Genomic DNA, 24,044 nt, shown 5'->3' on the forward strand with positions numbered 1-24,044 from the left:
TCTTTGAAGTTCGCCTTTTTTGAGAAGGCGGCCGGGGGCTCAAAACCGCTGTCAGACGGCGGGCGTATTCCCCCCTTGCGGGAGTCTTTTATTAGCCTCACACCCGGCCATAAGCGTGCATTTTCCCGCAATGCGAGAAGAAGCGAAACCTACGGACGCAAAAAAACCGCTTGTCTTTCGGGTGCGGTGTCCGCTGACAGAAGGTGTTTTGAGCACCTGCGACGACTGTAGCTGCCAGAACGGCACCTGTCAACACATTTGTACGAAGCACCTCAAGAAATGTATGGAACCCCTCAAAGACTCAGATCAACACCCTTTTACGCAAACCCCTTTTATGAATACCCATTATTTTTTGGAGACGTGCAAGAAGTAGGCTATTACTGCAACGACTAGAATTTGCAAAATCAGGGTGGCGTGATCAATGGTGCCCGGAATGGTGACGTAATGAGTTTGTCCATACTGCGTCATGGATTCCTCATAATGCGGCAACGCTAAGATAAAACCATACCCAGCCTTAAGAGTTACCCCTGCATGGTTGAGTGCGTGATAGGGCGGAAAAAGAAGCATGAATCCGATAGCATAAGCCGCGTACTTCAACATAAATGATCTCCGAGATGGTGGCTTATTCTGAAGCTTGCATTTGCGACTCTTTGTCAGGCCAATATCCATGAGCTGGATCACCTTTGCTGTAATCGTTCAGCTTACGCATCTGTTCTTCATACTTAAGCTCTTCTTCAAGTTTGGTATCCCTAAAGTTCAGCAGACGCATAGGCTTTGGCGATTCATCTGGCGTTGAATCCGATTGGCTTGGAGTAGCCTCAGCCACCTCTGGTGACGATCCTGCTGTGTCAGAAGTTGTATTATTTGATGCATTCTGGGAAGGATATAGCCACTGCTTTAGGTGCCTAAGAAAGCTATTCTCTGGTTTCTTAGGCGATTCCATCAGAAATGAGGCGCCCACAATCAGCCAATGCTTTGAGTCCTGGTTGAGTCCGTCACAGTTCATTTCACCGGAGGCGTAGCGCTCAACAAGCCCTGTGCACTTCACAAACTTCTCGTAGGATTCTTTGCGATTACCGCAGCTCATTGAAGGGCATTTGCCGATATAGACTTCTGTGAGAGGGAGGCTGCTTTTGTTGTGGCCAATCATTTTTGTCACGTAATTGGCAAATGAAAAACCAACAGTTGAAAGCAGCTCTCTTTCGTGTTTATTGATTCCATTCCAGACGAATATTGAATAAGAGAAGAACGATCTCATATCCTCATCTTCGACTTTTGGAGGTGGAAACTTGTTTGCACAAGCAGCTCTGATGTTGCCAGCGGCGAGCTGGCTGTGCGCACCCTTCATGTTTTCAAGCACACATTCATCAAAGTCGCCGGGGCCGCAAGCAGTCAGAGCCGCAGATGTTATTAGCAGAAGCAGGAGTCGAAACGTTGCCATGCGTTATCCTAACGCGAAAATGTAAGATTAGATTCGCCTGCCGTTCCACAGGTAGACGATTCTGCCTTTGATCACTACCTGGTGATCGCCATTCAGCACATCCACTGTTTTAACTGCCGGGTTATCTGAAGAAACCTCAAAAGCACCATCAAGGCGCTGCCTTACGCGCTTGATGAATAGGCGGTTGTGCGCTTCCAGCACGTACACTTTGTCAGAAGCTGCCGTTTTGTTGCCTGTATCCACCAACAGTATGTCGCCGTCGTTGAATGTGGGTGCCATGCTGTCGCCAATGGCATGGATGAATGCAAGGTTATTGATGTTGCTGATGGGGCCAAGTGCTTTGGCCACCCAGTCGCGGCTTACTCGCAGCAGATCGATTACAACCTCGTCATCTGGCGTTGCGTCTCCAGGACCCATGGAGGCTCTTGCGTTAAGTAGAGGCACAGTCAGAAACCGTTCACTGCTCACAATATCGCCGGACATGAAAATGCTGGGCAATGTGAGATCAGCATTTGCTTCGTTGCCAGGGACCATTTCGCCTTTGCCGGTTTCGAGCCAGGTAGGAGTCACCTGAAGTATTCTTGCTACCTTGATCAGGTTTTCACCAGTTAGCTTCGATCCATTCATCCACTGGGCATAAACGCCCGAGGATAAACCAGCACCTTTCCAAACGTCCGTCTTGGATAATTTAAGTGCAACTCTTCTTGATTCGATTCTTTGGGCGGTGGTTTCCATATCCCGGTCAACTGTAATCAAATTCATTCTTAGTGTGCTTGCATCTTAAATCTTAGAATGCTAAGATTTTTGGCATGACTGATTCGGAAATAATTGATAAGTGCGGCGGCACATCTACCGTGGCAGAGCTCTGTGAAGTAACTACCGGAGCAGTTAGCCAGTGGAGAGACAACGGTATCCCGAGAGCGCGCTTGATGTTCCTGAAGGCCGTAAGGCCGGAAGTCTTCACAGAGGTTGCGGCAACAGAACACCAGGCGGCCGCATGACCGACTCGCCTGCATTTTCGCGCACAAACGCCCAGGGCGAACCGCTGGTGGATATGCGTGGCAACACCCCCCGCTGGATCGTGGATGTCATCGATGCGGTTTCGCAAAGCAGGGGAGATGACGGGCGCTTCCCGCTGGTCAACGAAATTCTGGCCGACTGGGCTAGGGCTGAGTTGCATAGGACCAGTTTGATCAATCGCATCTGCGGTGACAATCCGCTGCTGTCGGAAGGGCGGAAGTGATGATCCACCCTCAATACACACTTGATCTCAATAGCGAACTGATCATCGATAACTTCGCTGGTGGAGGCGGGGCATCTACCGGCATTGAGTTGGCGCTTGGTCGCCACGTCGATATTGCCATCAATCATGACGAATCCGCTATTGCAATGCACAAGGCCAACCACCCGCAGACAGAGCACTTTTGTGAGTCAGTTTGGGATGTGAACCCCAGAGAGGTGACGCAAGGGCGTCCAGTAGGCCTGGTTTGGCTTTCTCCAGACTGCAAGCATTTCAGCAAGGCAAAGGGCGGCAAACCCGTTGAAAAAAGGATTCGCGGGCTGGCTTGGATCGCGCTTCGCTGGGCAGCCACTGTGCGCCCTCGTGTGATCATGCTGGAGAACGTCGAAGAGTTTAAGACGTGGGGGCCGCTGTCGAAGGATGGCAAACCCTGCAAGAAGAACAAGGGCCGTGAGTTCAATGCCTTCAAGAACGCCCTAGCGCGTCATGGTTATGTCATTGAGCACCGTGAGCTGCGCGGCTGCGACTACGGAGCACCGACCATCCGAAAAAGACTCTTCCTGATTGCCCGCTGCGATGGTCAGCCGATTGTATGGCCGGCCCAGACCCACGGCGACCCCAAGAGCGATGCGGTTAAAGCTAAGAGACTCAAGCCATGGCGTACTGCAACTGAATGCATTGATTGGTCAATCCCATGCCCAAGCATCTTTGAGCGCACCAAGCCGCTGGCCGATGCCACCTGCCGGAGGATTGCCAAAGGGATCATGCGGTATGTGGTGGAGGCGAAGGAGCCCTTCATTGTCACAAACACCACCGGGCATCCGGGTGCGTCCGTTTCTCAGCCACTACGGACCGTCACAACCGGCGGACACCACGCACTGGTATCGCCCACCCTGGTCCAAACCGGCTACGGCGAGCGCGAAGGCCAGGCGCACCGCGCACTGGACATAAACAAGCCACTGGGCACCGTGGTGGGCAGCCAAAAGCATGCGCTGGTTTCCGCATTCCTCGCCAAGCACTACACCGGCGTGGTGGGCAGTAGCATCGACTGCCCACTCGGGACTGTAACGAGCGTTGACCACCACAGCCTTGTAACGGCCAGCATGATCCACATGGGGCACGGTGAAGGTCGGGATGGAACCAAGCGGTTTAGCCACGGTATCCGCAGCCTGACGGAACCGCTTAACACCATCACAGCCAGCGGAGCCGTTGGGGCTATTGTCACCTCACACATGGTGACCATCGATAACAAGAGCAGTGCCGCCGGGCACTCGCCTGCTGATGCACCATTACCAACAACAACGACCGAAAACCGTCACGCAGCTGTCCAGGCTTTCTTGGTGAAATATTACGGCACTGATCAAGATCCCGATCTGCGAGATCCGCTACATACCATCACAACAAAAGACCGCTTCGGCCTGGTCACGGTTCACGGCGAAACATATCAGATCGAAAATATCGGACTCCGCATGCTGCAGCCGCGTGAGCTTTTCTTGGCTCAAGGATTCCCGGCCAACTACATCATCGGCGACGACCCATCACAAGGGCTGAAGCTCATCAAGAGCGATCAAGTGCGCATGGTCGGTAACAGCGTATGCCCGCCGCTTGCTGAGGCGCTTGTAAGGGCCAATTTGGTTGATATGCAAGCGAAGAGGGTGGCCGCATGACGCTCGGCGACCGTACCTCACACCTCCATTGCGCTCGCGTCTACATTGCGCAGTCCCGACATTTTTCACGTGCTGGGCACCGTGACTTTGCATTTCTTCTATTGCAGTGGGCTGGCGACCAGCGTCGCCAGGCCGCAGCAACCAAACAGGAGGGGCTGCAGATCGACCTGTTTGCCTGCGTTTCATGATCCGCGACTACTACAACGAACTTTGCATCAAATGGCACATTTGGATGATCTCCAGAGTGCACACCACAGAGTGCATGAAAGCGCATGCCGCTGCTGCTGCAAAGCACGTAAAGGCGCGCAGCCAACGTCAAAAAAACAAGATGGAAGCAAGGATGAAGTTATGAGCTTTTACACAACTCATTGCGGAGTAAAGAGGGCTTGCAAGCATTGTGTTAAGCCTTCCATAAAGCCTTTCGATAAGCCTTGGCATCTGCTTATGGGCTTTGCTAATGATGGTGGAACGAATGACTAAAAAAGCGCCAACAAAGGCGCAAGGCGGTTGCCATGCGTGACTACTCAAAATCTCCAGGCGGGACGTGGACTGATTATCTCGGGCGAGTTTGGCCTGTGATTAAGAGCCGCCACCGGCTCAAATTCAAGTACCCAGCACATGCGGCGCTCAGAGCCCATGTATTTCACCGTGACGGGTACAAGTGCGTCCACTGCAAGGCTTCCGGCATTGATGTTCCCTTCGACTATAGCGGAGCGGATACGCTTTTTACCGACTCGTTCGTATTGAGTGGATTCAGAGACTTTCTTGTCGTCGATCACGTCCTGACATTGAAGGCAGGTGGACTGAACGTCATCGAAAACTTCCAGACGCTATGCGAGACGTGCAACAAAAGGAAGTCGCGCGATGATAAAGCAGCAATTGCGGCTGCAGGGAGGTCGATGTGAGCCGGTATCGCAAGATCGAAGTGAGGACATGGGCCGATGAGCGATTCCGCCGCCTATCACCTATGCCGCCATCCGGGCAGGGGTTATGGTTTTTTCTGTTAACCGGGCCACACACCGGGCCAATTCCAGGGTTATTCCGCGCAGGACGAGCGGCGATGGCAGAGGAGCTTGACTGGGATGTGGAAGCCTTTGACGAAGCCTTTCAGGAAGTCTTTGAGAATGGCATGGCAAAAGCCGACTTCAAAGCCCGTCTAGTATGGCTTCCGAACGCCCTAAAACACAACAAGCCTGAGTCTCCAAACGTGGTGCGCTCTTGGCGTGTTGAGTTAGACCTATTGCCTGAATGTGACCTCAAGAACGAGGCCATATCACGTATCCGTGAAATCCTTGAAACCATTGGCCCATCGTACTCCCAGGCGTTTGATGAGGTACTTTTTGGCGACTCTCGAAAGCCTTCGTCAAAGGCTTCCGTTAAGCCTTCCGTAAAGACTATGCCTAATCAGGAACAGGAACAGGAACAGGAACAGGAACAGGAACAACAAAAAGCATTGTCGCCTGACGGCGACCTGTCCCCGGCCCCCATTGAAGACCTTGTCAAGATCTACCACGAGGTCATGCCACTGAACCCGAAATGCAAAGTCCTGAACAACACCCGCCGAACAGCAATACGATCCAGATGGCTGGAGGCATCACGGCTGAAGTGCGCACCGTTCAGTGGTTATTCGACCAGACGTGCTGGGTTGGATGCTTGGCGACAATTTTTCGAAGTGTGCGCTGAGTCGCTGTTCCTGACAGGGCGCTCTCCACCAGCACCCGGTCGACCGCCATTCGTTGCTGACATCGATTTCCTTTTCTCACCATCCGGGTTTGCTAAGTGCCTGGAAAACAAATACCACCGGGAGGCCGCATGACCATCGAGACATTCTCGATCGATAGCGAACAGTCCCTGCTTGGCGGTCTGTTGCTGGAGCCGTGGCGCATAGACGATCTGCCATGCTCACCAGCGGACTTTTACCGGAACGATCACCGGGTCATTTTCCAGACCATGGCGGACATGGCCAACGAGGCGCAGCGAATTGACCTGGTGACGGTCGCGGAGCGTCTGGAAGGGCTTGGCAAGATCAACGATGTTGGTGGGATTGCCTACGTGGCCAGCTTGATGCAGAACACGCCGGGTGCTGCCAACGTCAGGCACTACGCGCAAACGGTGCACGAGAAGGCCATGGTCCGCGAGTTGATCACGGTCGCCAACGGTATTGCAGAGCGCTGCGCTACCACCATTGACTCTGCAGATGAGCTGGTGGCCCAAGCGGAGGCGGAAATCTACGCCATCATGGACAAGCGGGAATCACGCGAACCAGTCTCGATCAGCACCGCCATCGACGAAGCGCTGGAATACATCGATCAAACGCTTGAAGGGGTCACGTACCAGCCATCCGGGCTCAAAGACCTGGACGCATTACTGGGCGGTTTCCGAGGTGGTGCCGTGTACTACATCGCAGCGCGCCCATCGATGGGCAAGACGGCGCTGATGTGCTCGATTGCGCACCATGTTGCGACTGCAAAGCCGATCTACATCGCCACGCTGGAAATGCCACGCCGGGAGATTGCCGGCCGAATGATGGCGATTGACGGCAACGTGGCCATTGGTGACGTGAGGTCGTGGGAGGCGAATGACTATGACCGCTTGGCGAAGGCCGCCTCAACGCTCCGTGGCATGTCAATCACCATCGATCACCAAGAGGCCCTGACGCTCGCCCAGTTGCGAAGCCGTACGCGGCGCATGAAGCGCAAGTCTGGTCTTGGGGCAATCTTCGTTGACTACCTGCAGCTGATGAAACAGAAGGCCGACAGCCGAGAACGCGAGATCAGCATGCTGTCTGCTGGCATGAAATCACTGGCCAAGGAACTGGATGTTCCGGTGATTGTGCTATCGCAACTGAACCGAAAGTGCGAGGAGCGCGCAGACAAACGCCCAATGATGTCGGACCTGCGTGAGTCCGGTGGCATTGAGCAGGACGCAGACGTGATCGTGATGCTGTACCGCGACGAAGTGTACGACAAGGACAGCCGCTACAAGGGGGTTGCAGAGTTGCTGGTGCGGAAAAACCGACACGGCCGCATTGGTGATGTCTTTGTTCAGTTCAATGCTGAGACGATGCACTTCCGCAATGTCGTGCACGGCTGGGAGATGCCTGAGCCGCCCCCCGTCATTCGCTCACCGCGTAGGAGGTTTGATTGACATGCGAACTCTGCCAACGGCCCGTCACGTACCGCTACAACTTCAACAACCGTTGCTGCCTGGTGCGCTGGCTGAGGCGTGCCTATCCAGAGCACGCAAAAAGCTATCTGGACCAGTACCAAATCCTGCATGGGCGAGCTGCCATGCTGGAGTTAATCGAAGCAGCCAAGAAATCCGAAAGTAAAGCCAATGATTCCTGACTCCATCCGCGCCCAACTGATCAGCGCATCCAAGATCCAGCAGACCGTGCCGCCCGGCCAAAGCCCGGCTCGCACCGAGGCCATCGACAATATCGTGGCTGCAGCCAAGGTGGTTTACCCGGAGCATTTCCAAGCTGGTGTTGCTCAACATGCCTGAGATCGTGCTGGTGCGCCAACCGGACGTACATGTGTCAGATGCTGACCGAGAAGCGGCGCGACGTGTGCTGTTCGCTCACATCGAAGGGCTGGGCGAAGTGAATCGCAAGCGCTGGAGAAACTTCATCTCGACCCTGATGCGCTTGGACGCCGGTGAGGTGGCCACCATCAAAACCGAGAAGGCACGCAGCCACCCGTTCCATCGTCGCCACATGGCCATGGAGCAGCAGGTGTTCGAGGCACAGGAGAGGTTCGAAAACTTCGAACGCGGCTTCCGTGACTGGCTGAAAGTCGGCGCCGGACATTGCGACTGGCACCCTGGGCCTAAAGGTGGTGTTTTCCCAGTGCCCAAGAGCATCAGTTACACCGAAATGGAGGAGGGTGAAATGCGCGAATTCCATGATGCTGCAGTTGCATTTTTGCGCACCGCGCACGCACAAAAAACGCTATGGCCACACTTGGCTGAGGCCGTGCGGGCCGAAATGATTGAAACGATACTTGGGGAGTTTGGAGAGTGATCGAGATTATAAGTCCAGCCCTACGCTACCACGGTGCCAAGTTCCGCCTCGCACCCTGGGTGATGATGCATTTCCCCGCTCACACGACGTATGTTGAAGCATTTGGTGGGGCTGCGGGCGTTCTGCTGCAGAAGCCACGAGTTTACGCAGAGGTATACAACGATCTGGATGGCGACGTAGCTAACTTCTTTGCTGTGTTGCGGGATCCGGATCTCCGCACCCAGCTGATCGAAAGCATTGTCCTGACACCCTACTCCCGACATGAGTTCGAGATGGCCTGGCGACCTTGCCGCGGCAAGGTCGAGCGCGCTCGTCGCCTGGCCGTACGGGCCCAGATGGGGTTTGGCTCTGCCGGTGCCACGAAGGGCTCGACGGGCTTCCGCATCGACACGAAGCGCCAATACAGCACGGCGCAGCAACTCTGGGCGGAATACCCGGCAGCGCTGGCTGATGCTGGACAGCGGTTTGCTGGTGTGCTGGTCGAAAACCGTCCGGCGATCGAGGTAATGGAAGCACACGACGGGCCGGAAACCTTGCATTACGTGGACCCGCCTTACATGCATGCAACTCGCGTTATGGACAAGAACCGAAAGTACTACCGGCATGAAATGAGCGACGAGATGCATACGGACCTACTGTCCGTCATAAATAAATTATCCGGCTATGTCGTGCTCTCGGGGTACGACCACGAGCTGTACAACAGCCAACTGCCTGGGTGGACGAAGAGGTCAATCCGAAGTCGTATTTCTGGCGGAAGAGGCACAAAAACGCGAATGGAGGTCATCTGGATTAACCCCCGGTGCGCCGAGGCGCTTGATAACGAAAGAGTCCAGAAAAGGATGTTTGCATGAACCGCGCACAACGCAGACAGGAAAATCGTCTGGCAAGGGCCAAGCCCAACCGGAGCAGGGCCATTTACTCAACGAGCTTTACTCTGCTGTTTGAGAGCTTCGACACGATTGACAGGATGATACAGAAGCTGCGGCACGGCGAACTGGAATACATCAGCGGCGTACCGGTGGTCATGTCGCTCAAAGGCGAATGGTACGCGATGCTGCCTGCCCTGGACGGCTGGATTGCGTATTGGCGCGAACTGACAGAGCAACACAACATTTCGTACGACGACAGCCCGCTGGCTAAGTTGCGTAACAAGTTGGAGTACAGCATGCCGCTAACCCTAGATGACGTGGATGCTGCAGAGAGCGTGGTCCATTTGCAACGCAAGTTGTACATGTGCCTTCCAAAATCCGTGACCACCAGAGTTGCACACAAGGTCCAGGCCGACATCATGGCCGCGGAGGAAATAGCAGAGTTGATGAAGGTTGCCGCATGAACAACAAATACCTGATTGAGTTTGTCCTGGTGATCACTATTGGAATTGCTGCTGTTTGTATACATCTGTTTATTCTCGGCCTGTTCTTCGGGTGGTGGTGATGAAAGCCAAGGCCGTTTCAAAACACATGCAGCGCGTGGCAGCGCTGCCATGTTGCCTATGTGGTGCTATGCCGGTAGAACTGCACCACATCCGGGAAGGGCAGGGCGCCTCTCAGCGCGCTGGAGACATGCTGGTGATCCCCCTTTGCCCGGCATGTCATCGCGGTCCAAAGGGCGTGCACGGCGACAAGACCATGCTCCGCATTCGCAAGGCGTCCGAAATGGATCTTCTTAACGAAACGCTGACGAAGGTGTTTGCATGAGCTGGGTCAGAGCAACCACGGCAAAGAGCGCAATGCAGGCGCTTGGCAGGCTCAAGACCGGGCAGATGAACAAAAGCGAGAAGGCCTACAGCGACCATTTGTTTCTGCAGCAAGTCGCAGGTGAAGTCGCCTGGTACAAGTTTGAAGGCGTGAAGCTTCGCTTGGCGGACAACACGTTCTACACGCCGGACTTTGCGGTGATGTTGGCTGATGGTCAGATGCAAATGCACGAAGTGAAAGGGTTCTGGCAAGACGATGCACGGGCAAAGATCAAGATTGCCGCAGACATGTACCCGTTTCAATTCATCGCAGTGACCAAAAAAAGCAAGAAGGCGGGTGGTGGATGGAATCGGGAGGAGTTTTGATGCTTGAGTTACTTCAGCTTGATGTGACCGGCTCGATGCACGCTGAATCCGACACACATAGCCGCATCATCGTCACGTGTCTGCAGAACCCTTGCACAATCAACGAACTCTACCGCCGCCTGCCAGAGATCAGCCCAGAAATCATTGCACCTCTGGTGGCCAACATGCACCGAGACGGCAAGATATTCGCTATCGGCAGTCGGGTGGCGCCGACCAGCCAGGGTATCAATCGCAGGCAGACGGTGTGGAGTTCCCGAAACGTCGATAAACCCCAGGACAAGATGACCATCTCGTTTGCCCACCTCGCATCCGTTTTTTGTTCGTCCCCTGATCCGGAAAAGCGATTCCAAGACTGCAACAAACACGTCAGGGTGCACCGCACTGAATGAACAGCCTACAACGCTCCCCGCACGAGGTTAAATCTACCCATGACGATCAATCAACATCTATCGGGGGTCAGGGTGGTGGAACAGCAACAAGCAGCATACGACGCCGCCTCGGCCACAGCGATGAAAGCGACCTACACCGGTGCAGGAATGACCACCTATTTTGGCTTCACGCTCAATGAAATCGGCATCCTGGTCGGCATTGCAATCGGCGTAGCGGGCTTTGCTGTGCAGTGGTACTACAAGCACCTCAGCTATCAGCTGGAAAAGCGCAGGGCAGGGCTTTCATGAACAAGTACCTCAAATTCTCAGCCGCTGGATTGATTGCGCTCGCGCTGGCAGAGGGCTATGTGGGAGGCGCATATCGGGACGTTGCTGGAATCTGGACTAACGGGTTCGGCAACACTCACAACGTAGATCCTGGACGCACAGTGAACGTGCCAGACGCGTTGAACCAACTCGGCGAAAACATCAAGGACGCCGAGAGGGCTGTTCACCGTTGCACAGCCGTCCCCCTGAACCAAAACCAATACGACGCATTCGTGAGCTTTACATTCAACGTCGGCGCCAAGGCTTTCTGTGATAGCACACTGGTAAAAAAACTCAACGCAGGTGACTACACGGCCGCGTGTGACCAACTGCTGCGCTGGGACTACGCCGGAGGCAAGCGTGTCCGTGGCCTCACCCGCCGCAGGCAAGAGGAGAGGGCGCAATGCCTATCTTGAGCAACCCGTGGTTCATCCTCGGCATGCTGCTGGCCTGGGCCGGCAGTGTCACCACAACCGCGATCTGGCAACGGGATGAGGGGCGTCAGCTGGAGCGTGCTGTGTGGGTAGAGAAACAAGCCAAGCAAGCTGAGGTTCGGAATGCCGAGCAGCTGGCTATGGCGCATTTCGCCACCACCCTGGAGCAGCAGGCACGGCTGATCGAGCAAGACGAGGCCAAGCGACTGAACCTCGTCTCGGCAAACTATGAAAGGAAGCTATCCAATGCCACCAAAGCAAACACCGCCGCTCTTGATGCTATTCGCAATGGCCATATCGTCCTGCGCGTCCCAGCAGAGGCTGCACCCAGTAGATCTGGCCCATTGTCCGGCGATAGCCTCGCCACCTGCCAACGTGATGGAGCCCAGACGGGCCAACTTCCGCGAGGAACTGCTGAATTTCTTTTCGGACAAGCCAGCCTCGCCGACCAAATCACCGAGCAACTGACAGCGTGTCAGGAAGTGATCCAAGAACTGCAATGGCAAGACCGCGCCCAGCCGGATGGTGGCGCAAGCGGGAGCCCAGGACACCCTCCCCAGTAACACCGGCAGCCAGCGATGAGCCTCCTTTGTAACCATCTCGGTGGTGAGTTTATCAGGCGCTGGCAACAACACTCACCATCCTCGGACGTGAACCATGAACCACCCCAAACGACTGCGGCGCCCACATCCGCCACGAGACCTCGGCGGCCTTCATGAAGATGTGATTATCAGCGTGTGCCCGGCTCTTGATATGCCAGCCTGGGTACATGGCACCTTTATCGCAGATGATGCATCGCTCCACAACCCAGATCATCAGCACTTGTTCGCAGCCATGGATGGCGATGTGGGTTTTCTCTGGGCGAGCGGAGCCTATGTAAAGCACGGGCGCCAGGTGCATGGGCAAACCGAGCAGCTAGCTTTCAGAGCAGGTGGCTGGCAGAAGATGCGGATGGAGCAGCAGTTCATGCAGTGGTTCGGCATGCACCTCCCCAGCTTCATCATCACGCTGGATGCAGGCTATTGCGGCCAAGCATCAGACGCGGAGTTCTGCGCGCTCGTTGAGCATGAGCTTTATCACATCGCCCAGGCAACGAACAACGAGGGTATGCCTGCTTTTCATCGGGATACAGGAAACCCAAGGCTCACATTACGTGGGCATGATGTTGAGGAGTTCTATGGCGTCGTCAGGCGTTACGGTGCAAATCCGGAGGTGGCGGAGCTGGCCAGACTCGCAGCGCAAAAGCCAGAGGTGTCACGTGTCTCTATTGCATCAGCCTGCGGCAACTGCCTCAAGCTGGTGGCATAAAACTCAATAACCGCTAGTTACACAAAGAAGATATGGCAAGCCTAAGCGACGAAATCAAACAGTTCATTGTGGTGCGGATCGCATGTTACGACTCGCCACAGGAGGTCGCGGACGCCGTGAAGGAGGAATTCGGTGTCGAAATCGACAGGAATCAGACCGGCAGTTATGACCCGACGAGATCAAAGGGCAAGACTCTCGGGAAAAAGTGGAAGGAAGTCTTCACACGGACACGCGAGCAGCTGCTGAAAGACCTGAGTACCATCCCACTCGCCAACCCGTCGGTGCGAGTGCGGGAGCTGACAAAGCTGTATCACCTCGCCAGAAAAAACAAGAACAGCGTGCTGGCCGCGCAGCACTTGGAGCAAATCGCCAAGGAAGCTGGCGGGGCGTACACCAATAAAATCAGGCTGGCCGGTGCAACTGATCCTGGGGATGCGCCGATTCAGCATGAGCATAAACACAGTGGAGCCATTCAGTTGCTGAGGCAGAAGCAGAAAGCCCATGGTGAATGAGCATGACGGTGAGCTGAACCAGCAGCTGCGCAAAGATATACAAGAAGCAAAATTCCAGTCTGTGCTGGACTGGTGGGAGGCCATCGAGGCCGACTATGGGCATGAAGGCAGAAGGTGGCTCGGTCGCAATGATCGGTTTTATCTTCTGTGCGTCCTGCTTCACCGGCCAGATGCTTATCACCCATGGTTGTATGCGCGAACGCGTGAGGTTGAGAGCAACCCCGACGGTTATTTGGACCTGTGGGCTCGCGAGCACTACAAAGGCGAGCCGCTAGATCAGCCTATTGCAACGCCATCAGGCTGGACGACATTCGGTGAATTGAATATCGGGAGCTGGGTGTTTGGTGCTGATGGGCAACCTTGTCAGGTCATTGCTATGACAGAGGTTTTTCAAGATCCGAACTGCTATGAAGTTGAGTTTGATGACGGTGCCAAATGTCGTGTATCAAGCAATCACTTATGGACCGTTGAGCGTAAGACTAGAAAGAGGCTTGGAAGAGGTCGAATGTACCGCGAGTCTGTCACGGTTCATACTAAAGACATGGCAGAACTAAGGCATCTGCAAGATAATCGGCTTGCGGTACGGATAAACGACCCAATTCAAATGCCAGACGCGCTTCTTCCGATTGAGCCGTATACGTTAGGGGCGTGGCTTGGTGATGGCGCGTGTGCAGCTGGGAGTATTACAGGTGCTGATGATGAGGTGTTTGAGCGAATCTCTGCAGAAGGTTACAAATTAAGTCACAACATAACGCCAGATGAAAATGCCAGAAGGCACACGGTCTATGGCTTGAGTGTATTGCTGCGCGGGGTGGACATTCTTGGCAACAAACATATCCCTATTTGGTATCAGAGAGGATCAGTAAGCCAGCGGTTGGAATTGTTGCGCGGCCTTATGGATACTGATGGACATTGCAACACGCGCGGAACGGCAACATTCGTCAACAAGAATGAGCGTCTTGCCAACGATGTATATGAGCTTTGCACCGGATTGGGATTGAAGCCAACAATCAGACGGTATGACGTGGATCACGGAGCATTTTGGCAAATCTCATTTCAAGCTTACCAAGAATTCAACCCGTTCCATATTAAGAGAAAAGCAGATAGAGCAAAGACTGGTGAGAGAAGGGCTCGTCGGTTCATTGTAGCAGTGCGGAAAATAGACACCATCCCGATGCGTTGCATTCAAGTTGACCGCAAGGACGGGCTGTATCTTACGGGCAAAGAAATGGTGACCACGCATAACAGCACAGTCATCACGTTCGCGGGATCTATCCAGGAAATCCTGATTGATCCTGAAATCACCATCGGTGTTTTCAGCCACACGAAGGCCATCGCGCGCAAGTTCGTCCAGCAGGTCAAGTACGAGCTGGAGAGCAATGAAGAGCTGCAGCAGTTGTACCCGGACGTGCTGTATCCAAACCCGCACAAGCAAGCGCCAAAGTGGAGCCTGGACGCAGGCCTGATTGTCCGCCGTAAAACAAACCCTAAAGAAGCAACGCTAGAGGGGCACGGCTTGGTCGATGGCATGCCAACTGGCGCGCACTTCCGCCTTCGGATCTACGATGATGTGGTGACCCCGGCATCGGTCACCACGCCGGAGCAGATCAGCAAAACAACTGAGGCATGGTCGCTCTCAGATAACTTAGGGGCGGTCACCACATTGCCCGACGGGAATGAGGTCATGCGGCGGTGGCATGTGGGCACCCGCTACAGTTTTGCAGACACCTATCAGCACATCATTGACAAGGAAATCTTAAAGCAGCGCATCTATGCCGCAACGGATGACGGCACCATCCATGGCACACCGGTGTTCCTATCGCAAGCGATATGGGACCACAAACTCAAAACACAGACAGAATCGACCATCGCCTGCCAGCAGCTGCAGAACCCTATCGCAGGCAGCCAGGCGATGTTCAAGAAAGAGCATCTGCGCTTCATGGAGGTTCGGCCAAAGTTCCTAAACGTGTACATCATGGTTGATCCTGCGAGCAGCAAGAAAAAGGGTAGCGATCGCACTGCGATGGCCGTGGTCGGCGTAGATCCTCAGATGAACAAATGGCTGCTTGACGGGTACTGCCACAAGATGAACCTGGCAGAGCGCTGGGAAGCGCTTCGCGGCCTGCGCAAGCGCTGGATGAATGTCCCCGGCGTGCAGCGTGTAGAGGTCGGCTATGAGAAGTACGGCATGCAATCTGACATCGAGCATTTCAACGAAAAGATGCAGATCGAACGTGACGTGTTCGACATCAAGGAATTGAACTGGACCAAAGAAGGCAACCAGAGCAAGACGGACCGGGTACAAAGACTCTACCCGGACTTCAGAAACGGCAAGTTCTTCCTTCCACGCATCCTCAAGGAAGAGAGTCCGTCGCAGATCAAATGCCGCGCTGCTGGTGAAATCTATCGTATCTATCTTCCAACGCGCCGACGCGATGAAGCCGCTAACGTCTACACGCTGAACAAGCGCTTCCTTGATGAGTACCTGACGTTCCCATTCAGCAAGAAGGACGACATGATCGACTGTGTCAGTCGGATCTACGATATGGAAATCGTACCTCCTGTCGTCATCGATATGAGGCAGCTTGACCCCGTGGAGTACGTTGACGGGGTGTAGAGGACACCTACAACGCAGCATTGCGGGGGCACCATGACTGCACTTCAACAGGAGGTGCAGTCATGGCGACACCAGACAACCAATACCACGAAAAGCTGTTCAGCGATGAAGTGCGGGACGTTGATCCGAACTTCGACACGGAGCGCATTCCGGTCTATGAGTTTACAGGCCGCATCTTCCGCGAAGAGCAGAACAAGCCCTATGAACCCAGCCGATAGTCAGCAGCACGACTTACAACGCTCGGGAAATCCCTACGATTCGTTACCAGAGCCCATCAAGGCCATCTACACGCTGAAGGAATGGCTGTGGCTGAGTGACCGCGAGAAGGCAACACTGATCGAATCGGAGTGCGCACCGGATGTCATTGAGTAACCAGGTTATCGCTATTGGCAAAGCGTCAGACCTCGCAGATTTTTCGTTGGCAAAGCGTCTCAGCGAGCGCTTAACTGCTATCTACCCCGGTTACGCCTGGGGAGTTCATGTATCAACAGAGCATGGGATGGTCTCCGTTCGCAACTGGTCCCTGTCGGGAGAGTGGGGCTACATGATTCACTTGTCCCAGGTGCAGGAGGACGTAGGGGACAGGCTGGTGATACGAGCCGCTGGCGAAGTGCTGGAGCGCTTTAACGTCAGCCGCCGCCGTCTCGATGATACACAGTTAGACAGCCTCCCAACGGACTTTGCCGGCCGTCATGTCCCAGATACCGCAGGTGCTATCTATGCAAGACCAAAGTAACGCAACGCTCGACGAAGAAGAGGCAATCCGCCTCGCCAAAGCCGCGTTCTCGACCAGCGACAGCTGGTTCAATGTGTCGGTGCGCAACACCATGGAGCGCGACATCCGGCAAGTCCAAAGTCAGCACCCGTCAGGCTCGAAGTACGACAGCGATCACTACAAGGGCCGGTCCAAGCTGTTCCGCCCGAAGACACGTGCGACATTGCGGCAGGCAGAAGCCGTATGCGCGCAGGCATTCTTCTCAACAGCTGATGTTGTGCATGTCGTCGCCGAAGACGATACCTCAAAAATCGATCAAGCCAGTGCAGAGGTCATGAAGCAGTTGATGAACTATCGGCTGCAAAAATCCATACCGTGGTTCCGCATTCTGGTCGGGGCATTCCAGGAGGCGTACACAGTTGGCGTGGTGGCCAGCCTGCAGACCTGGGAGTACGACGAGACCAACAGCATCGACCGGCCAAAGGTACAACTGCTCCCCCCGGAAAACGTGCGCATCGACCCAGCGGCGGACTGGACTGACCCGGTGAACAGCAGTCCGTACGTCATCCTGCTGCTGCCAATGTACGCCTACCAGATCAAAGAAATGGCGGATAAGCCCAAAAATCCATGGAAGAAAATCGACGACAGCAAAATGCTGTCTGGTTCAACCCGCGTCAGCGACTCAATTCGTCTGCAGCGTGAGCATGGACGCACTGACAGCAAGGAGCAAACAAATGAAATCGGCGCCTACACGATTGTGTGGGTGCACATGAATTTTGTGAGGCACAAGGGGCGGGATTATGTGTTCTACACCCTGGGCGACCAGGAACTACTTAACACACCCAGCTTGGTAGAGCATGAGTTCCCACACCTGGCTGGCACAGGTCAGCGGCCCATCGTATTCGGCGTAGGCACGATTGAAGCACACAAGGTCTATCCAACGTCACACCCAAGCATGAGCCGTCAAGTGCAAGCCGAGATAAATGAGGTGGCCAACCTGCGCATTGATAACGTGCGATTCGCACTCAATAAGCGGTATTGGGTTAAGCGTAACCGTAACGTCGATATACGCAGCCTGGTGCGTAACGCGCCGAGCAGCGTGACACTCATGGACGACATCACAACAGATGCGAGAGTGGTAGAAACCAATGACGTGACAGGATCTGCTTACCAAGAGCAAGACCGTTTGAACATGGATTTTGATGACATCGCGGGCGGATTCTCCGGTTCAAGCGTGGCCACAAATCGTAAGCTGAATGAGACGGTAGGCGGTATGCAGATGTTATCCAGCAGCGCCAGCCAGATAGGGGAATACGACCTCAAGGTGTTCACGGAAACCTGGGTAGAGCCCGTACTCCGCCAGGTCATGCTTATGGAGCAGGCGTACGAGACTGATGAGACGGTCCTAATGCTGGCTGGAGAGCGGGGAAAGCTCTTTCGCCGGTTTGGTCTTAACGAGATCACGGACGAGATGCTGCGTAAAGAGTGCACGCTGAACGTCAACGTCGGCACCGGAAGCACCAATACATTCAACCAGCTAGAAAAGCTTGTGTACGCATTCAGTCAGGTCAACCAGCTTCTGGGTGAGCAGGGCATGTCGCGCCTGCGTTCCGACGAGATCGTGAAAGAGATTCTGGGTAAAGTCGGCTACAAGGATGGCGGCCGCTTCTATGTTGAAGAAGGCGAAGACCCAAAGTATGACGAGCTGATCGCAACCATCCAAACCCTGCAGCAGCAACTCAACGAGAAGAAGCCGCCCGAGCTGTTAGCGGCCGAGATCGAGGCACTGAAGGCCAAGACCATGCTCACCAAGGCGGATGCGGTAAATACCGGTGTGCAGTCCGTGTTCAGTGCAGTGCAAGCCGGTGCCGCAATCACACAAAACCCACTCATTGCGCCAGTCAGCGACCAGGTCATGGTTGCAGCAGGGTATCAAACGCCAAACCCAGCCGGTGTAGACCCAAACATTCAGGCGCCTACAACGCTCGCAGATGGCGTTATAAATGGCGAAACGCTGCCAGAGGTTCGGCAAAACACGTCGCCGACTTTCCCGCCGGTGCCCTCTGATCCAGTCAGCCCGCTACAGGGCATTGAAACAGGGGATGTGAATGACGCGCCAGGCTGAAGAGATTGAATTGCTGTCAAGGATTGAGCTTGGACTGGACGCCGAGCGGTTCATGATGAGCAATCTGGGCAAGAGCATCGTCAAGCGGGCTTCAATTGAGGTCAACGAAGCGCTGATGGCCCTTAAAGCCGTGGATTGCAATGACAGTCGGGCAATCAGGGAGCTGCAGACCAAGATTGAGGTGGCAGAGCTTGGAATCGTGTACTTGCTGGAAAGCATCAACGCGGGATCAGTGGCTGAAGAACAGATTAACAACAACCAGGAGTAACCATGGCCATCCAAGAGGACGCTGTGAACAACGAGACATCCAACGCCAATGAAGAGATCGACCCGATTGAGTTGATTGCGCAGAAGGCAGAAGCCAAGCGCGACGCAGAAATGCGCGAAGCGATGGCAGAAATGAACCAACCCGAGGACACGGGCGCTGGTGATGAAGCCCAGCAGCAGATTGAAGCCGCCAACATCATTGAAAACGTAGATAACGTAAAGGTGAAGGTGAAGCTGGAGGGCCAAGAGGTGGAAATGCCATTGGCAGACGTGATTCGCAGCTACCAAAAAGAAAGCGTTGCAACACGTCGTCTGCAAGAGGCCACGAATTTGAAGAAGGAGGCGGAGGCATTGCTTGAAAAAGCGCGGGCAGGTGGTGAACCAGCCGCAGCGAATCAGGCAACCCAAACGCCAAATCAAGATGACGCAACTGGCAAAGCCAAAAGCGTCGTCAACTCATTGCTGGAAGGCGATGAAGACGCAGCAGTGAAAGCACTGATGGAACTGACGGCAGGGCGCGAGAACGCTACCCAGTCGACAGTGGACACTGGTGATGTTGCTGCTGCTGTAAAGCAACAACTCGATGTAGACAGTGCATTGAGCGCATTCGAGAAGGATTACAGCGACGTTCTCGCAGATCCATATCTTGCCAATATGACCAACACGTTCTTGCGTGATGAGATGGACTCCGGCATCCATGCCAGCCCGCTCGATGCAATGAAGGTGGCCGGAAATAAAACGCGAGACTGGCTTGCAAGCATGGGCGTTGTTAGCCAGGAGAAAAGCTCAACCATTCGAGATAACCGAGTTGCGGCAAAAGCGGGGATGCAGCAAATCCCCGCATTGAGCGCAAGCGCAGGCAACGGTGGTGAAAAGCCAGAAACCGCATCAAGCGTCATTCAGCAGATGAAGCGCGATCGCGGGTTGCTTGTGGATTAACCAAACTCGTTTAGGAGCAATCATCATGGCAGGTCAACTTTGGAGTGTGAATGCGCTCGGCGGCTTTATGTCGGCCGCAAAACTCAGCAAGACCTTGCGCATGGCCGTGAAGCCAATGTGCAAGTTTCGTCAACTCACCCAGCCTGAAGATGCCGTCAGCAAGAACAAGGGCCAAATCTTCCACTGGAACGTCTATAGCCGCGCTGTAACGGCGGGACGACAGATCGAAGAAACCGAAGTGATGCCGGAAACCAATTTTCGCATCACGCAGGGCAGCCTGACGATCACTGAGTTCGGCAATTCGGTGCAATTTAGCGAGAAGCTGGACGATCTGTCCGAGCATCCAGTGAAAAGCATCATCCAGAACGTCATGAAGCAGGATTGCTCCGAAACGCTGGACAAAGCGGCCTATGAACAGTTTGATGCCACCCCTTTGGTTGTTGCCCCCACCGGCGGCACAGCAACCGATTCCGTGGTGCTGGATACGGACGGCACGACTGCGATCACCAACAACATCGGCCTGGGTAAAGACCACGTGAAAGCCATCGTCGACATCATGAAGGAACGGAACATCCCGACCTACATGGGCAACGACTACGTGGCGATTGGGCGCCCAACCGCATTCCGCGAGCTGAAGAACGATCTGGAAGAGCTGCACAAATACGTGCATGACGGTTTCACCATGATCCTGGCGGGTGAAATCGGCCGCTACGAGGGAGTTCGCTTCGTTGAGCAGACCAATGTTGCCAAAGAGGCCTGGGCAAACAACAAATCCAGCCAGGTGCACTTCATGGGCGCTGATCGCGTAGTTGAAGGTATCGCCATCCCTGAAGAGGTGCGTGGCAAGATCCCGACCGACTACGGCCGCTCCAAGGGCATCGCATGGTACTACCTGGGTGGCTTTGGTTTGGTGCACGCCGACCCAGTGGAAGCACGCATCATCAAGTGGGCATCCGCAGGCTAATTGCTGCGGCCAGTACGTGTCCGGGGTAACTCGGACACGTTCTACCAACCAGATTCAGGAGATTCACCATGTATGACAACCCTAGTACCGTGACCTTCCAGTTCGGCAACCACGACTTTGGCGCCGGTGCCGCAGCGCTGTCGTTCAAGCTGCCTAAAGGCAAGTCGGGGCGCTTGATTGATGTTGGTGTCATGAACATCAGCGAGGCATTTACCGCGACCACAACCCCGGCCTACGTCCGTGTAGGCACTGGTTTGGATCCAGACGCTTATGCACAGTTGTCCTGCGGCACTACCGCAATCGGCGACACCGTGAATACCGTTGACGATACCGACGCCATCATTGATGCGCAGTTGCCAGCCGACACGCAAATCGAAGTGGCCTTGGTGGCGCCGACCGGCGGCACTCCGGCAGGCATTGGCACCGCCTTCGTCGTGGTCGAGGTCTACTAAGCCCAGGTACTGGCCGGTGTCACACTGCCGGCCAGCCCAGATTCAAGCCAAGGAGTAACGATGATGAAAGACGAAAAGAAGGGCGATGGCGAAGGCTGTGGCCATATCTGCAACAACCACCATACCGAGCGCGGTGACAAGGTGCCCAGCATCCCGGACCGTGGCGTGAATACGGGAGTAACGGACACCTACGGCGGCAGCCTCAGCGAAGGTGTGCAGAACCGCACCAAGCTCAATACCAATCCCGGCGGCCTGGACTGGGCATAGGAAGACACCACATGAAAATCGATTTCAGTAAAAAGTATGGCAATGTGTTTGGCAAATATGGCCAAGCGCAGTATTTCCAAGACGGGAAATACTTCGACAGCCAAGGTAACCTGCTGGCCGATGATGGCAACCCGTTGAAGATTCAGGTCGCGAAAGTGGCCAATCCGAAGGTGTCGGATGCTGGTGATGACGAAAAGAAACTGCTCGTAACTCGCGCAAAAGAACTGGGCATCAAATCGCCGCACTTGATGGGCATTGATAAGCTCAAGTCGTCCATCGCTGATCGAGAAGCTGAAATCGACGCCGACCTGAAGGCAAGCACCGAAAGCGAAGAAGACCTGGGCCTGGGCGGCGAGTAATGAAGTGGCGTGAGATCATCAGTCAGGCACGTCTGGAGCTGGACGACACCGAGCCGGACTACCTGTGGAATGATTCAGAGCTGCTGATGTATGCAGCTCAAGCTGAGCAAGAAGCCTGCAGACGCTCACGCCTCATCATAGATTCATCGACGGCCGAGATCTGCAACATCACTTTGATACCGAACCAAGCCCTGTACCCCCTCCATGATCGTGTTATCGGGGTGCGTGCAGCCTACCGTGATGGATATTCGCGTCCTCTCTGTGGTGCAACGACTGGCGAGATGGATACCTACCGCTCCTCATGGACCACTACCACCGGCGATCCAAGCACCATCATTACCGATTATGAAACAGGTGCAATCAGGGTGTGGCCAATTCCCCAGACGGCTGGCACGCTGCGATTGCGTGTGGTTCGCCTTCCGCTCATCAGCAACATCAATCCGGATGCCGAGCCGGAGATCAAGCCGCAGTATCACCTGAACCTCGTTCACTGGATAAAGCACCGGGCGTACCTCAAGAAGGATGCCGATACGCTGGACAAGGCTGCATCCATGGACGCATTGCAGCTATTCATCGCAGAGTTTGGTGAGGCAAGACCCGCCTACAGCACTGAGTTCGACCTGACGCACTTGCCTGTTGATGGCCTTGATGGGACGTTCTAATGCCCGTCATCAAGCAGTTTGGTGGCCTCGATAACGTCAACGCCCCAACCGAATACGGACTGGAGCGTTTGGCTGTTGCCAAGAATGTCGATATTACGGCAGCAGGCAAGCTGGTAAGGCGACGGGGCAGGCAAAGGCTGCATGCCATGGTGATCGATGCAGCTGTGGATTGTGACAACGGCACGATGCTGATGCAGTCAGGGCGTGACCTTTACCGCCTAAGCAAGTCGCTTAACCCAACCCTAATTCGCGGCTCCCTTCAGCCAAGTGGGTTGTTGTCAGCCACCAAGGTCAACCATCAGGTGTTCTGGTCCAATGGTGTGGACACCGGAGTGCTGAATGACAATGGCAGCGCCGAGCCGCTTGGTATACGCGTGCCAGCATTGCCAGCGGCCAGCGCTGTTTTTGGTCACATGCCACCGGGTCGCTATCAATACACGATGACATATCAACGCGCAGATGGCACCGAATCCGGCGCTCCTGTCGCAGGCCTGCTGGATATACAGGATGGTGGAATCTTGGTGGAATCGCCAGCAAACGCCCCATCGGACGCGGTGTTCCAGAACCTCTACCTCACTAACGCTAACGGCACGACCCTCTACCTAGCCTGCACAGTGAACGTTGGAATGGCCATGGAGTACAAGGGCGACACGCTGGATCTAGTCACCCCGCTGCGCACGCAGTTTTGTGGGCCTCCCCCTGCATTTTCCACGGCATGCCACTTCCGCGGCCGCATGTACTACGCGTTTGGTAACGTGCTGTGGGCTTCGATGCCGCACAACTACCAGTTGGTGGACTACACGAATGGGTATATCCAACTACCCGAAAGCATTACCCTGCTGGCGGTCGTGGATAACGGCATCTACATTGCAACCGAAACCGAGACCGGGTTTTGCTCCGGCGATGATATTGAGGCGTTCACCTATGCGCAGGTGCTTGATTACGGCGCAATCCCCGGCACGGCTAGGCAAGTTGACGCAGCGTCTGTTAGCGATGAAGCATCAGGGAAAGCGGCGCTGTGGGCATCTCTGCGCGGTGCTGTTGCCGGGTTTTCTGGTGGCATCGCCAAGAATCTGACAGATCGGGTTTATGCCTATCCAGCAGCCAAAGCTGGTTGTGCGGTCCTGCGTGAGCAGGGCGGTCAACGTCACTTCCTCGCTTCTCTCCAAGACACTTCACAGCCTTACAACGCTCGGCAAATCCCTATGCTTGTGAACGTGGCCTTACCGCCGCTGGAGGTTGTAGGTAGCGCATAAACCGAGTCCAGTGGCCTGGCGATTTCATTGACTTAGCTAGG

The 24,044-nt window shown here is 54.8% G+C and carries 33 protein-coding genes; 30 read left to right on the forward strand and 3 right to left on the reverse strand.

Annotated features, from left to right (window positions below; genetic code table 11):
- Nucleotides 1–345: 345 nt before the first annotated feature.
- From ED236_RS00330 to ED236_RS00340, 3 genes are read right to left on the reverse strand one after another with little or no spacing between them, the layout of a single operon-like run.
- Nucleotides 346–600 (reverse strand): hypothetical protein, encoded by a 255-nt coding sequence (locus ED236_RS00330; protein ID WP_123235969.1) that lies wholly within the window; start codon nt 598–600, stop codon nt 346–348.
- A 22-nt stretch (nt 601–622) separates the two neighbouring features.
- Nucleotides 623–1,441, reverse strand: a complete 819-nt coding sequence (locus ED236_RS00335; RefSeq protein ID WP_123235970.1) for a hypothetical protein — start codon at nt 1,439–1,441, stop codon at nt 623–625.
- A gap of 27 nt (nt 1,442–1,468) precedes the next feature.
- The gene (locus tag ED236_RS00340; RefSeq protein ID WP_123235971.1) at nt 1,469–2,203 is read right to left on the reverse strand and encodes a S24 family peptidase; all 735 of its coding nucleotides are present in this window, start codon (nt 2,201–2,203) and stop codon (nt 1,469–1,471) included.
- A gap of 235 nt (nt 2,204–2,438) precedes the next feature.
- Between ED236_RS00340 and ED236_RS00350 the strand changes: the two genes are divergently transcribed.
- From ED236_RS00350 to ED236_RS00490, 30 genes are all read left to right on the forward strand, one after another.
- Nucleotides 2,439–2,684 (forward strand): hypothetical protein, encoded by a 246-nt coding sequence (locus ED236_RS00350; RefSeq protein WP_123235973.1) that lies wholly within the window; start codon nt 2,439–2,441, stop codon nt 2,682–2,684.
- The gene (locus tag ED236_RS00355; RefSeq protein ID WP_123235974.1) at nt 2,684–4,348 is read left to right on the forward strand and encodes a DNA cytosine methyltransferase; all 1,665 of its coding nucleotides are present in this window, start codon (nt 2,684–2,686) and stop codon (nt 4,346–4,348) included. Before ED236_RS00350 ends, ED236_RS00355 begins: the two co-directional genes overlap by 1 nt.
- Nucleotides 4,349–4,860: 512 nt before the next feature.
- A complete protein-coding gene (locus ED236_RS00365) occupies nt 4,861–5,253 on the forward strand; it encodes an HNH endonuclease (protein ID WP_123235976.1) in 393 nt (130 codons plus the stop codon).
- A 155-nt stretch (nt 5,254–5,408) separates the two neighbouring features.
- The gene (locus ED236_RS00370; protein WP_205125615.1) at nt 5,409–6,164 is read left to right on the forward strand and encodes a hypothetical protein; all 756 of its coding nucleotides are present in this window, start codon (nt 5,409–5,411) and stop codon (nt 6,162–6,164) included.
- Nucleotides 6,161–7,495 (forward strand): replicative DNA helicase, encoded by a 1,335-nt coding sequence (gene dnaB, locus ED236_RS00375; protein ID WP_123235978.1) that lies wholly within the window; start codon nt 6,161–6,163, stop codon nt 7,493–7,495. The genes ED236_RS00370 and dnaB overlap by 4 nt, the downstream gene beginning before the upstream one ends.
- A complete protein-coding gene (locus tag ED236_RS00380) occupies nt 7,492–7,695 on the forward strand; it encodes a hypothetical protein (protein ID WP_123235979.1) in 204 nt (67 codons plus the stop codon). The genes dnaB and ED236_RS00380 overlap by 4 nt, the downstream gene beginning before the upstream one ends.
- Complete coding sequence (locus ED236_RS12435) at nt 7,685–7,852, forward strand: hypothetical protein (protein ID WP_155522416.1); 168 nt, start codon at nt 7,685–7,687, stop codon at nt 7,850–7,852. The genes ED236_RS00380 and ED236_RS12435 overlap by 11 nt, the downstream gene beginning before the upstream one ends.
- The gene (locus ED236_RS00385) at nt 7,845–8,369 is read left to right on the forward strand and encodes a DUF1367 family protein (RefSeq protein ID WP_123235980.1); all 525 of its coding nucleotides are present in this window, start codon (nt 7,845–7,847) and stop codon (nt 8,367–8,369) included. Before ED236_RS12435 ends, ED236_RS00385 begins: the two co-directional genes overlap by 8 nt.
- Entirely contained in the window at nt 8,366–9,220 is an 855-nt protein-coding gene (locus ED236_RS00390) for a DNA adenine methylase (protein ID WP_240031971.1), read from the forward strand. The genes ED236_RS00385 and ED236_RS00390 overlap by 4 nt, the downstream gene beginning before the upstream one ends.
- Nucleotides 9,217–9,702 (forward strand): hypothetical protein, encoded by a 486-nt coding sequence (locus ED236_RS00395; protein ID WP_123235981.1) that lies wholly within the window; start codon nt 9,217–9,219, stop codon nt 9,700–9,702. The genes ED236_RS00390 and ED236_RS00395 overlap by 4 nt, the downstream gene beginning before the upstream one ends.
- A gap of 100 nt (nt 9,703–9,802) precedes the next feature.
- Nucleotides 9,803–10,066 carry a DUF968 domain-containing protein gene (locus tag ED236_RS00400; RefSeq protein WP_123235982.1) on the forward strand — a complete coding sequence of 88 codons (264 nt, stop codon included), beginning with the start codon at nt 9,803–9,805 and terminating at the stop codon, nt 10,064–10,066.
- The gene (locus tag ED236_RS00405) at nt 10,063–10,431 is read left to right on the forward strand and encodes a hypothetical protein (protein WP_205125616.1); all 369 of its coding nucleotides are present in this window, start codon (nt 10,063–10,065) and stop codon (nt 10,429–10,431) included. The genes ED236_RS00400 and ED236_RS00405 overlap by 4 nt, the downstream gene beginning before the upstream one ends.
- Nucleotides 10,431–10,820 (forward strand): hypothetical protein, encoded by a 390-nt coding sequence (locus ED236_RS00410; RefSeq protein ID WP_123235984.1) that lies wholly within the window; start codon nt 10,431–10,433, stop codon nt 10,818–10,820. Before ED236_RS00405 ends, ED236_RS00410 begins: the two co-directional genes overlap by 1 nt.
- A 39-nt stretch (nt 10,821–10,859) precedes the next feature.
- A complete protein-coding gene (locus ED236_RS00415; protein WP_123235985.1) occupies nt 10,860–11,108 on the forward strand; it encodes a holin in 249 nt (82 codons plus the stop codon).
- Nucleotides 11,105–11,542, forward strand: a complete 438-nt coding sequence (locus ED236_RS00420) for a lysozyme (protein ID WP_123235986.1) — start codon at nt 11,105–11,107, stop codon at nt 11,540–11,542. The genes ED236_RS00415 and ED236_RS00420 overlap by 4 nt, the downstream gene beginning before the upstream one ends.
- Nucleotides 11,530–12,123, forward strand: coding sequence for a lysis system i-spanin subunit Rz (locus tag ED236_RS00425; RefSeq protein ID WP_123235987.1), 594 nt, complete (start codon nt 11,530–11,532; stop codon nt 12,121–12,123). The genes ED236_RS00420 and ED236_RS00425 overlap by 13 nt, the downstream gene beginning before the upstream one ends.
- Before the next feature lie 94 nt (nt 12,124–12,217).
- Nucleotides 12,218–12,868: a putative metallopeptidase gene (locus tag ED236_RS00430; protein ID WP_123235988.1), complete on the forward strand. Its 651-nt coding sequence runs from the start codon at nt 12,218–12,220 to the stop codon at nt 12,866–12,868.
- A gap of 32 nt (nt 12,869–12,900) precedes the next feature.
- A complete protein-coding gene (locus ED236_RS00435) occupies nt 12,901–13,380 on the forward strand; it encodes a DUF2280 domain-containing protein (protein WP_123235989.1) in 480 nt (159 codons plus the stop codon).
- Nucleotides 13,370–15,997: an LAGLIDADG family homing endonuclease gene (locus tag ED236_RS00440; protein WP_123235990.1), complete on the forward strand. Its 2,628-nt coding sequence runs from the start codon at nt 13,370–13,372 to the stop codon at nt 15,995–15,997. Before ED236_RS00435 ends, ED236_RS00440 begins: the two co-directional genes overlap by 11 nt.
- A gap of 62 nt (nt 15,998–16,059) precedes the next feature.
- Entirely contained in the window at nt 16,060–16,215 is a 156-nt protein-coding gene (locus tag ED236_RS12440; protein WP_155522417.1) for a hypothetical protein, read from the forward strand.
- Nucleotides 16,199–16,369 carry a hypothetical protein gene (locus ED236_RS12445; RefSeq protein ID WP_155522418.1) on the forward strand — a complete coding sequence of 57 codons (171 nt, stop codon included), beginning with the start codon at nt 16,199–16,201 and terminating at the stop codon, nt 16,367–16,369. The genes ED236_RS12440 and ED236_RS12445 overlap by 17 nt, the downstream gene beginning before the upstream one ends.
- A gap of 347 nt (nt 16,370–16,716) precedes the next feature.
- Complete coding sequence (locus tag ED236_RS00450; RefSeq protein WP_123235992.1) at nt 16,717–18,837, forward strand: portal protein; 2,121 nt, start codon at nt 16,717–16,719, stop codon at nt 18,835–18,837.
- Nucleotides 18,821–19,105, forward strand: coding sequence for a hypothetical protein (locus ED236_RS00455; protein WP_123235993.1), 285 nt, complete (start codon nt 18,821–18,823; stop codon nt 19,103–19,105). The genes ED236_RS00450 and ED236_RS00455 overlap by 17 nt, the downstream gene beginning before the upstream one ends.
- Before the next feature lie 2 nt (nt 19,106–19,107).
- Complete coding sequence (locus tag ED236_RS00460) at nt 19,108–20,043, forward strand: hypothetical protein (protein ID WP_123235994.1); 936 nt, start codon at nt 19,108–19,110, stop codon at nt 20,041–20,043.
- 25 nt (nt 20,044–20,068) lie between these two features.
- Nucleotides 20,069–21,007, forward strand: a complete 939-nt coding sequence (locus ED236_RS00465) for a major capsid protein (RefSeq protein WP_148042218.1) — start codon at nt 20,069–20,071, stop codon at nt 21,005–21,007.
- 68 nt (nt 21,008–21,075) lie between these two features.
- Complete coding sequence (locus tag ED236_RS00470) at nt 21,076–21,459, forward strand: hypothetical protein (protein WP_123235996.1); 384 nt, start codon at nt 21,076–21,078, stop codon at nt 21,457–21,459.
- A 60-nt stretch (nt 21,460–21,519) separates the two neighbouring features.
- Entirely contained in the window at nt 21,520–21,726 is a 207-nt protein-coding gene (locus ED236_RS00475) for a hypothetical protein (RefSeq protein ID WP_123235997.1), read from the forward strand.
- A gap of 11 nt (nt 21,727–21,737) precedes the next feature.
- A complete protein-coding gene (locus tag ED236_RS00480) occupies nt 21,738–22,085 on the forward strand; it encodes a hypothetical protein (protein ID WP_123235998.1) in 348 nt (115 codons plus the stop codon).
- Entirely contained in the window at nt 22,085–22,747 is a 663-nt protein-coding gene (locus tag ED236_RS00485) for a phage adaptor protein (RefSeq protein ID WP_123235999.1), read from the forward strand. Before ED236_RS00480 ends, ED236_RS00485 begins: the two co-directional genes overlap by 1 nt.
- Nucleotides 22,747–24,003 (forward strand): hypothetical protein, encoded by a 1,257-nt coding sequence (locus ED236_RS00490; RefSeq protein WP_123236000.1) that lies wholly within the window; start codon nt 22,747–22,749, stop codon nt 24,001–24,003. Before ED236_RS00485 ends, ED236_RS00490 begins: the two co-directional genes overlap by 1 nt.
- Nucleotides 24,004–24,044: the final 41 nt, after the last annotated feature.

Origin of the sequence: Pseudomethylobacillus aquaticus (genome assembly GCF_003730115.1) — a bacterium.
Lineage (GTDB): Bacteria > Pseudomonadota > Gammaproteobacteria > Burkholderiales > Methylophilaceae > Pseudomethylobacillus > Pseudomethylobacillus aquaticus.

Coding starts and splice junctions, on each gene's coding strand:
- ED236_RS00330 (WP_123235969.1), bottom strand. CDS start 600: ATGTTGAAGTACGCGGCTTATGCTATCGGATTCATGCTTCTTTTTCCG.
- ED236_RS00335 (WP_123235970.1), bottom strand. CDS start 1,441: ATGGCAACGTTTCGACTCCTGCTTCTGCTAATAACATCTGCGGCTCTG.
- ED236_RS00340 (WP_123235971.1), bottom strand. CDS start 2,203: ATGAATTTGATTACAGTTGACCGGGATATGGAAACCACCGCCCAAAGA.
- ED236_RS00350 (WP_123235973.1), top strand. CDS start 2,439: ATGACCGACTCGCCTGCATTTTCGCGCACAAACGCCCAGGGCGAACCG.
- ED236_RS00355 (WP_123235974.1), top strand. CDS start 2,684: ATGATCCACCCTCAATACACACTTGATCTCAATAGCGAACTGATCATC.
- ED236_RS00365 (WP_123235976.1), top strand. CDS start 4,861: ATGCGTGACTACTCAAAATCTCCAGGCGGGACGTGGACTGATTATCTC.
- ED236_RS00370 (WP_205125615.1), top strand. CDS start 5,409: ATGGCAGAGGAGCTTGACTGGGATGTGGAAGCCTTTGACGAAGCCTTT.
- dnaB (WP_123235978.1), top strand. CDS start 6,161: ATGACCATCGAGACATTCTCGATCGATAGCGAACAGTCCCTGCTTGGC.
- ED236_RS12435 (WP_155522416.1), top strand. CDS start 7,685: ATGATTCCTGACTCCATCCGCGCCCAACTGATCAGCGCATCCAAGATC.
- ED236_RS00385 (WP_123235980.1), top strand. CDS start 7,845: ATGCCTGAGATCGTGCTGGTGCGCCAACCGGACGTACATGTGTCAGAT.
- ED236_RS00395 (WP_123235981.1), top strand. CDS start 9,217: ATGAACCGCGCACAACGCAGACAGGAAAATCGTCTGGCAAGGGCCAAG.
- ED236_RS00400 (WP_123235982.1), top strand. CDS start 9,803: ATGAAAGCCAAGGCCGTTTCAAAACACATGCAGCGCGTGGCAGCGCTG.
- ED236_RS00405 (WP_205125616.1), top strand. CDS start 10,063: ATGAGCTGGGTCAGAGCAACCACGGCAAAGAGCGCAATGCAGGCGCTT.
- ED236_RS00410 (WP_123235984.1), top strand. CDS start 10,431: ATGCTTGAGTTACTTCAGCTTGATGTGACCGGCTCGATGCACGCTGAA.
- ED236_RS00415 (WP_123235985.1), top strand. CDS start 10,860: ATGACGATCAATCAACATCTATCGGGGGTCAGGGTGGTGGAACAGCAA.
- ED236_RS00420 (WP_123235986.1), top strand. CDS start 11,105: ATGAACAAGTACCTCAAATTCTCAGCCGCTGGATTGATTGCGCTCGCG.
- ED236_RS00425 (WP_123235987.1), top strand. CDS start 11,530: ATGCCTATCTTGAGCAACCCGTGGTTCATCCTCGGCATGCTGCTGGCC.
- ED236_RS00430 (WP_123235988.1), top strand. CDS start 12,218: ATGAACCACCCCAAACGACTGCGGCGCCCACATCCGCCACGAGACCTC.
- ED236_RS00435 (WP_123235989.1), top strand. CDS start 12,901: ATGGCAAGCCTAAGCGACGAAATCAAACAGTTCATTGTGGTGCGGATC.
- ED236_RS00440 (WP_123235990.1), top strand. CDS start 13,370: ATGGTGAATGAGCATGACGGTGAGCTGAACCAGCAGCTGCGCAAAGAT.
- ED236_RS12440 (WP_155522417.1), top strand. CDS start 16,060: ATGGCGACACCAGACAACCAATACCACGAAAAGCTGTTCAGCGATGAA.
- ED236_RS12445 (WP_155522418.1), top strand. CDS start 16,199: ATGAACCCAGCCGATAGTCAGCAGCACGACTTACAACGCTCGGGAAAT.
- ED236_RS00450 (WP_123235992.1), top strand. CDS start 16,717: ATGCAAGACCAAAGTAACGCAACGCTCGACGAAGAAGAGGCAATCCGC.
- ED236_RS00455 (WP_123235993.1), top strand. CDS start 18,821: ATGACGCGCCAGGCTGAAGAGATTGAATTGCTGTCAAGGATTGAGCTT.
- ED236_RS00460 (WP_123235994.1), top strand. CDS start 19,108: ATGGCCATCCAAGAGGACGCTGTGAACAACGAGACATCCAACGCCAAT.
- ED236_RS00465 (WP_148042218.1), top strand. CDS start 20,069: ATGGCAGGTCAACTTTGGAGTGTGAATGCGCTCGGCGGCTTTATGTCG.
- ED236_RS00470 (WP_123235996.1), top strand. CDS start 21,076: ATGTATGACAACCCTAGTACCGTGACCTTCCAGTTCGGCAACCACGAC.
- ED236_RS00475 (WP_123235997.1), top strand. CDS start 21,520: ATGATGAAAGACGAAAAGAAGGGCGATGGCGAAGGCTGTGGCCATATC.
- ED236_RS00480 (WP_123235998.1), top strand. CDS start 21,738: ATGAAAATCGATTTCAGTAAAAAGTATGGCAATGTGTTTGGCAAATAT.
- ED236_RS00485 (WP_123235999.1), top strand. CDS start 22,085: ATGAAGTGGCGTGAGATCATCAGTCAGGCACGTCTGGAGCTGGACGAC.
- ED236_RS00490 (WP_123236000.1), top strand. CDS start 22,747: ATGCCCGTCATCAAGCAGTTTGGTGGCCTCGATAACGTCAACGCCCCA.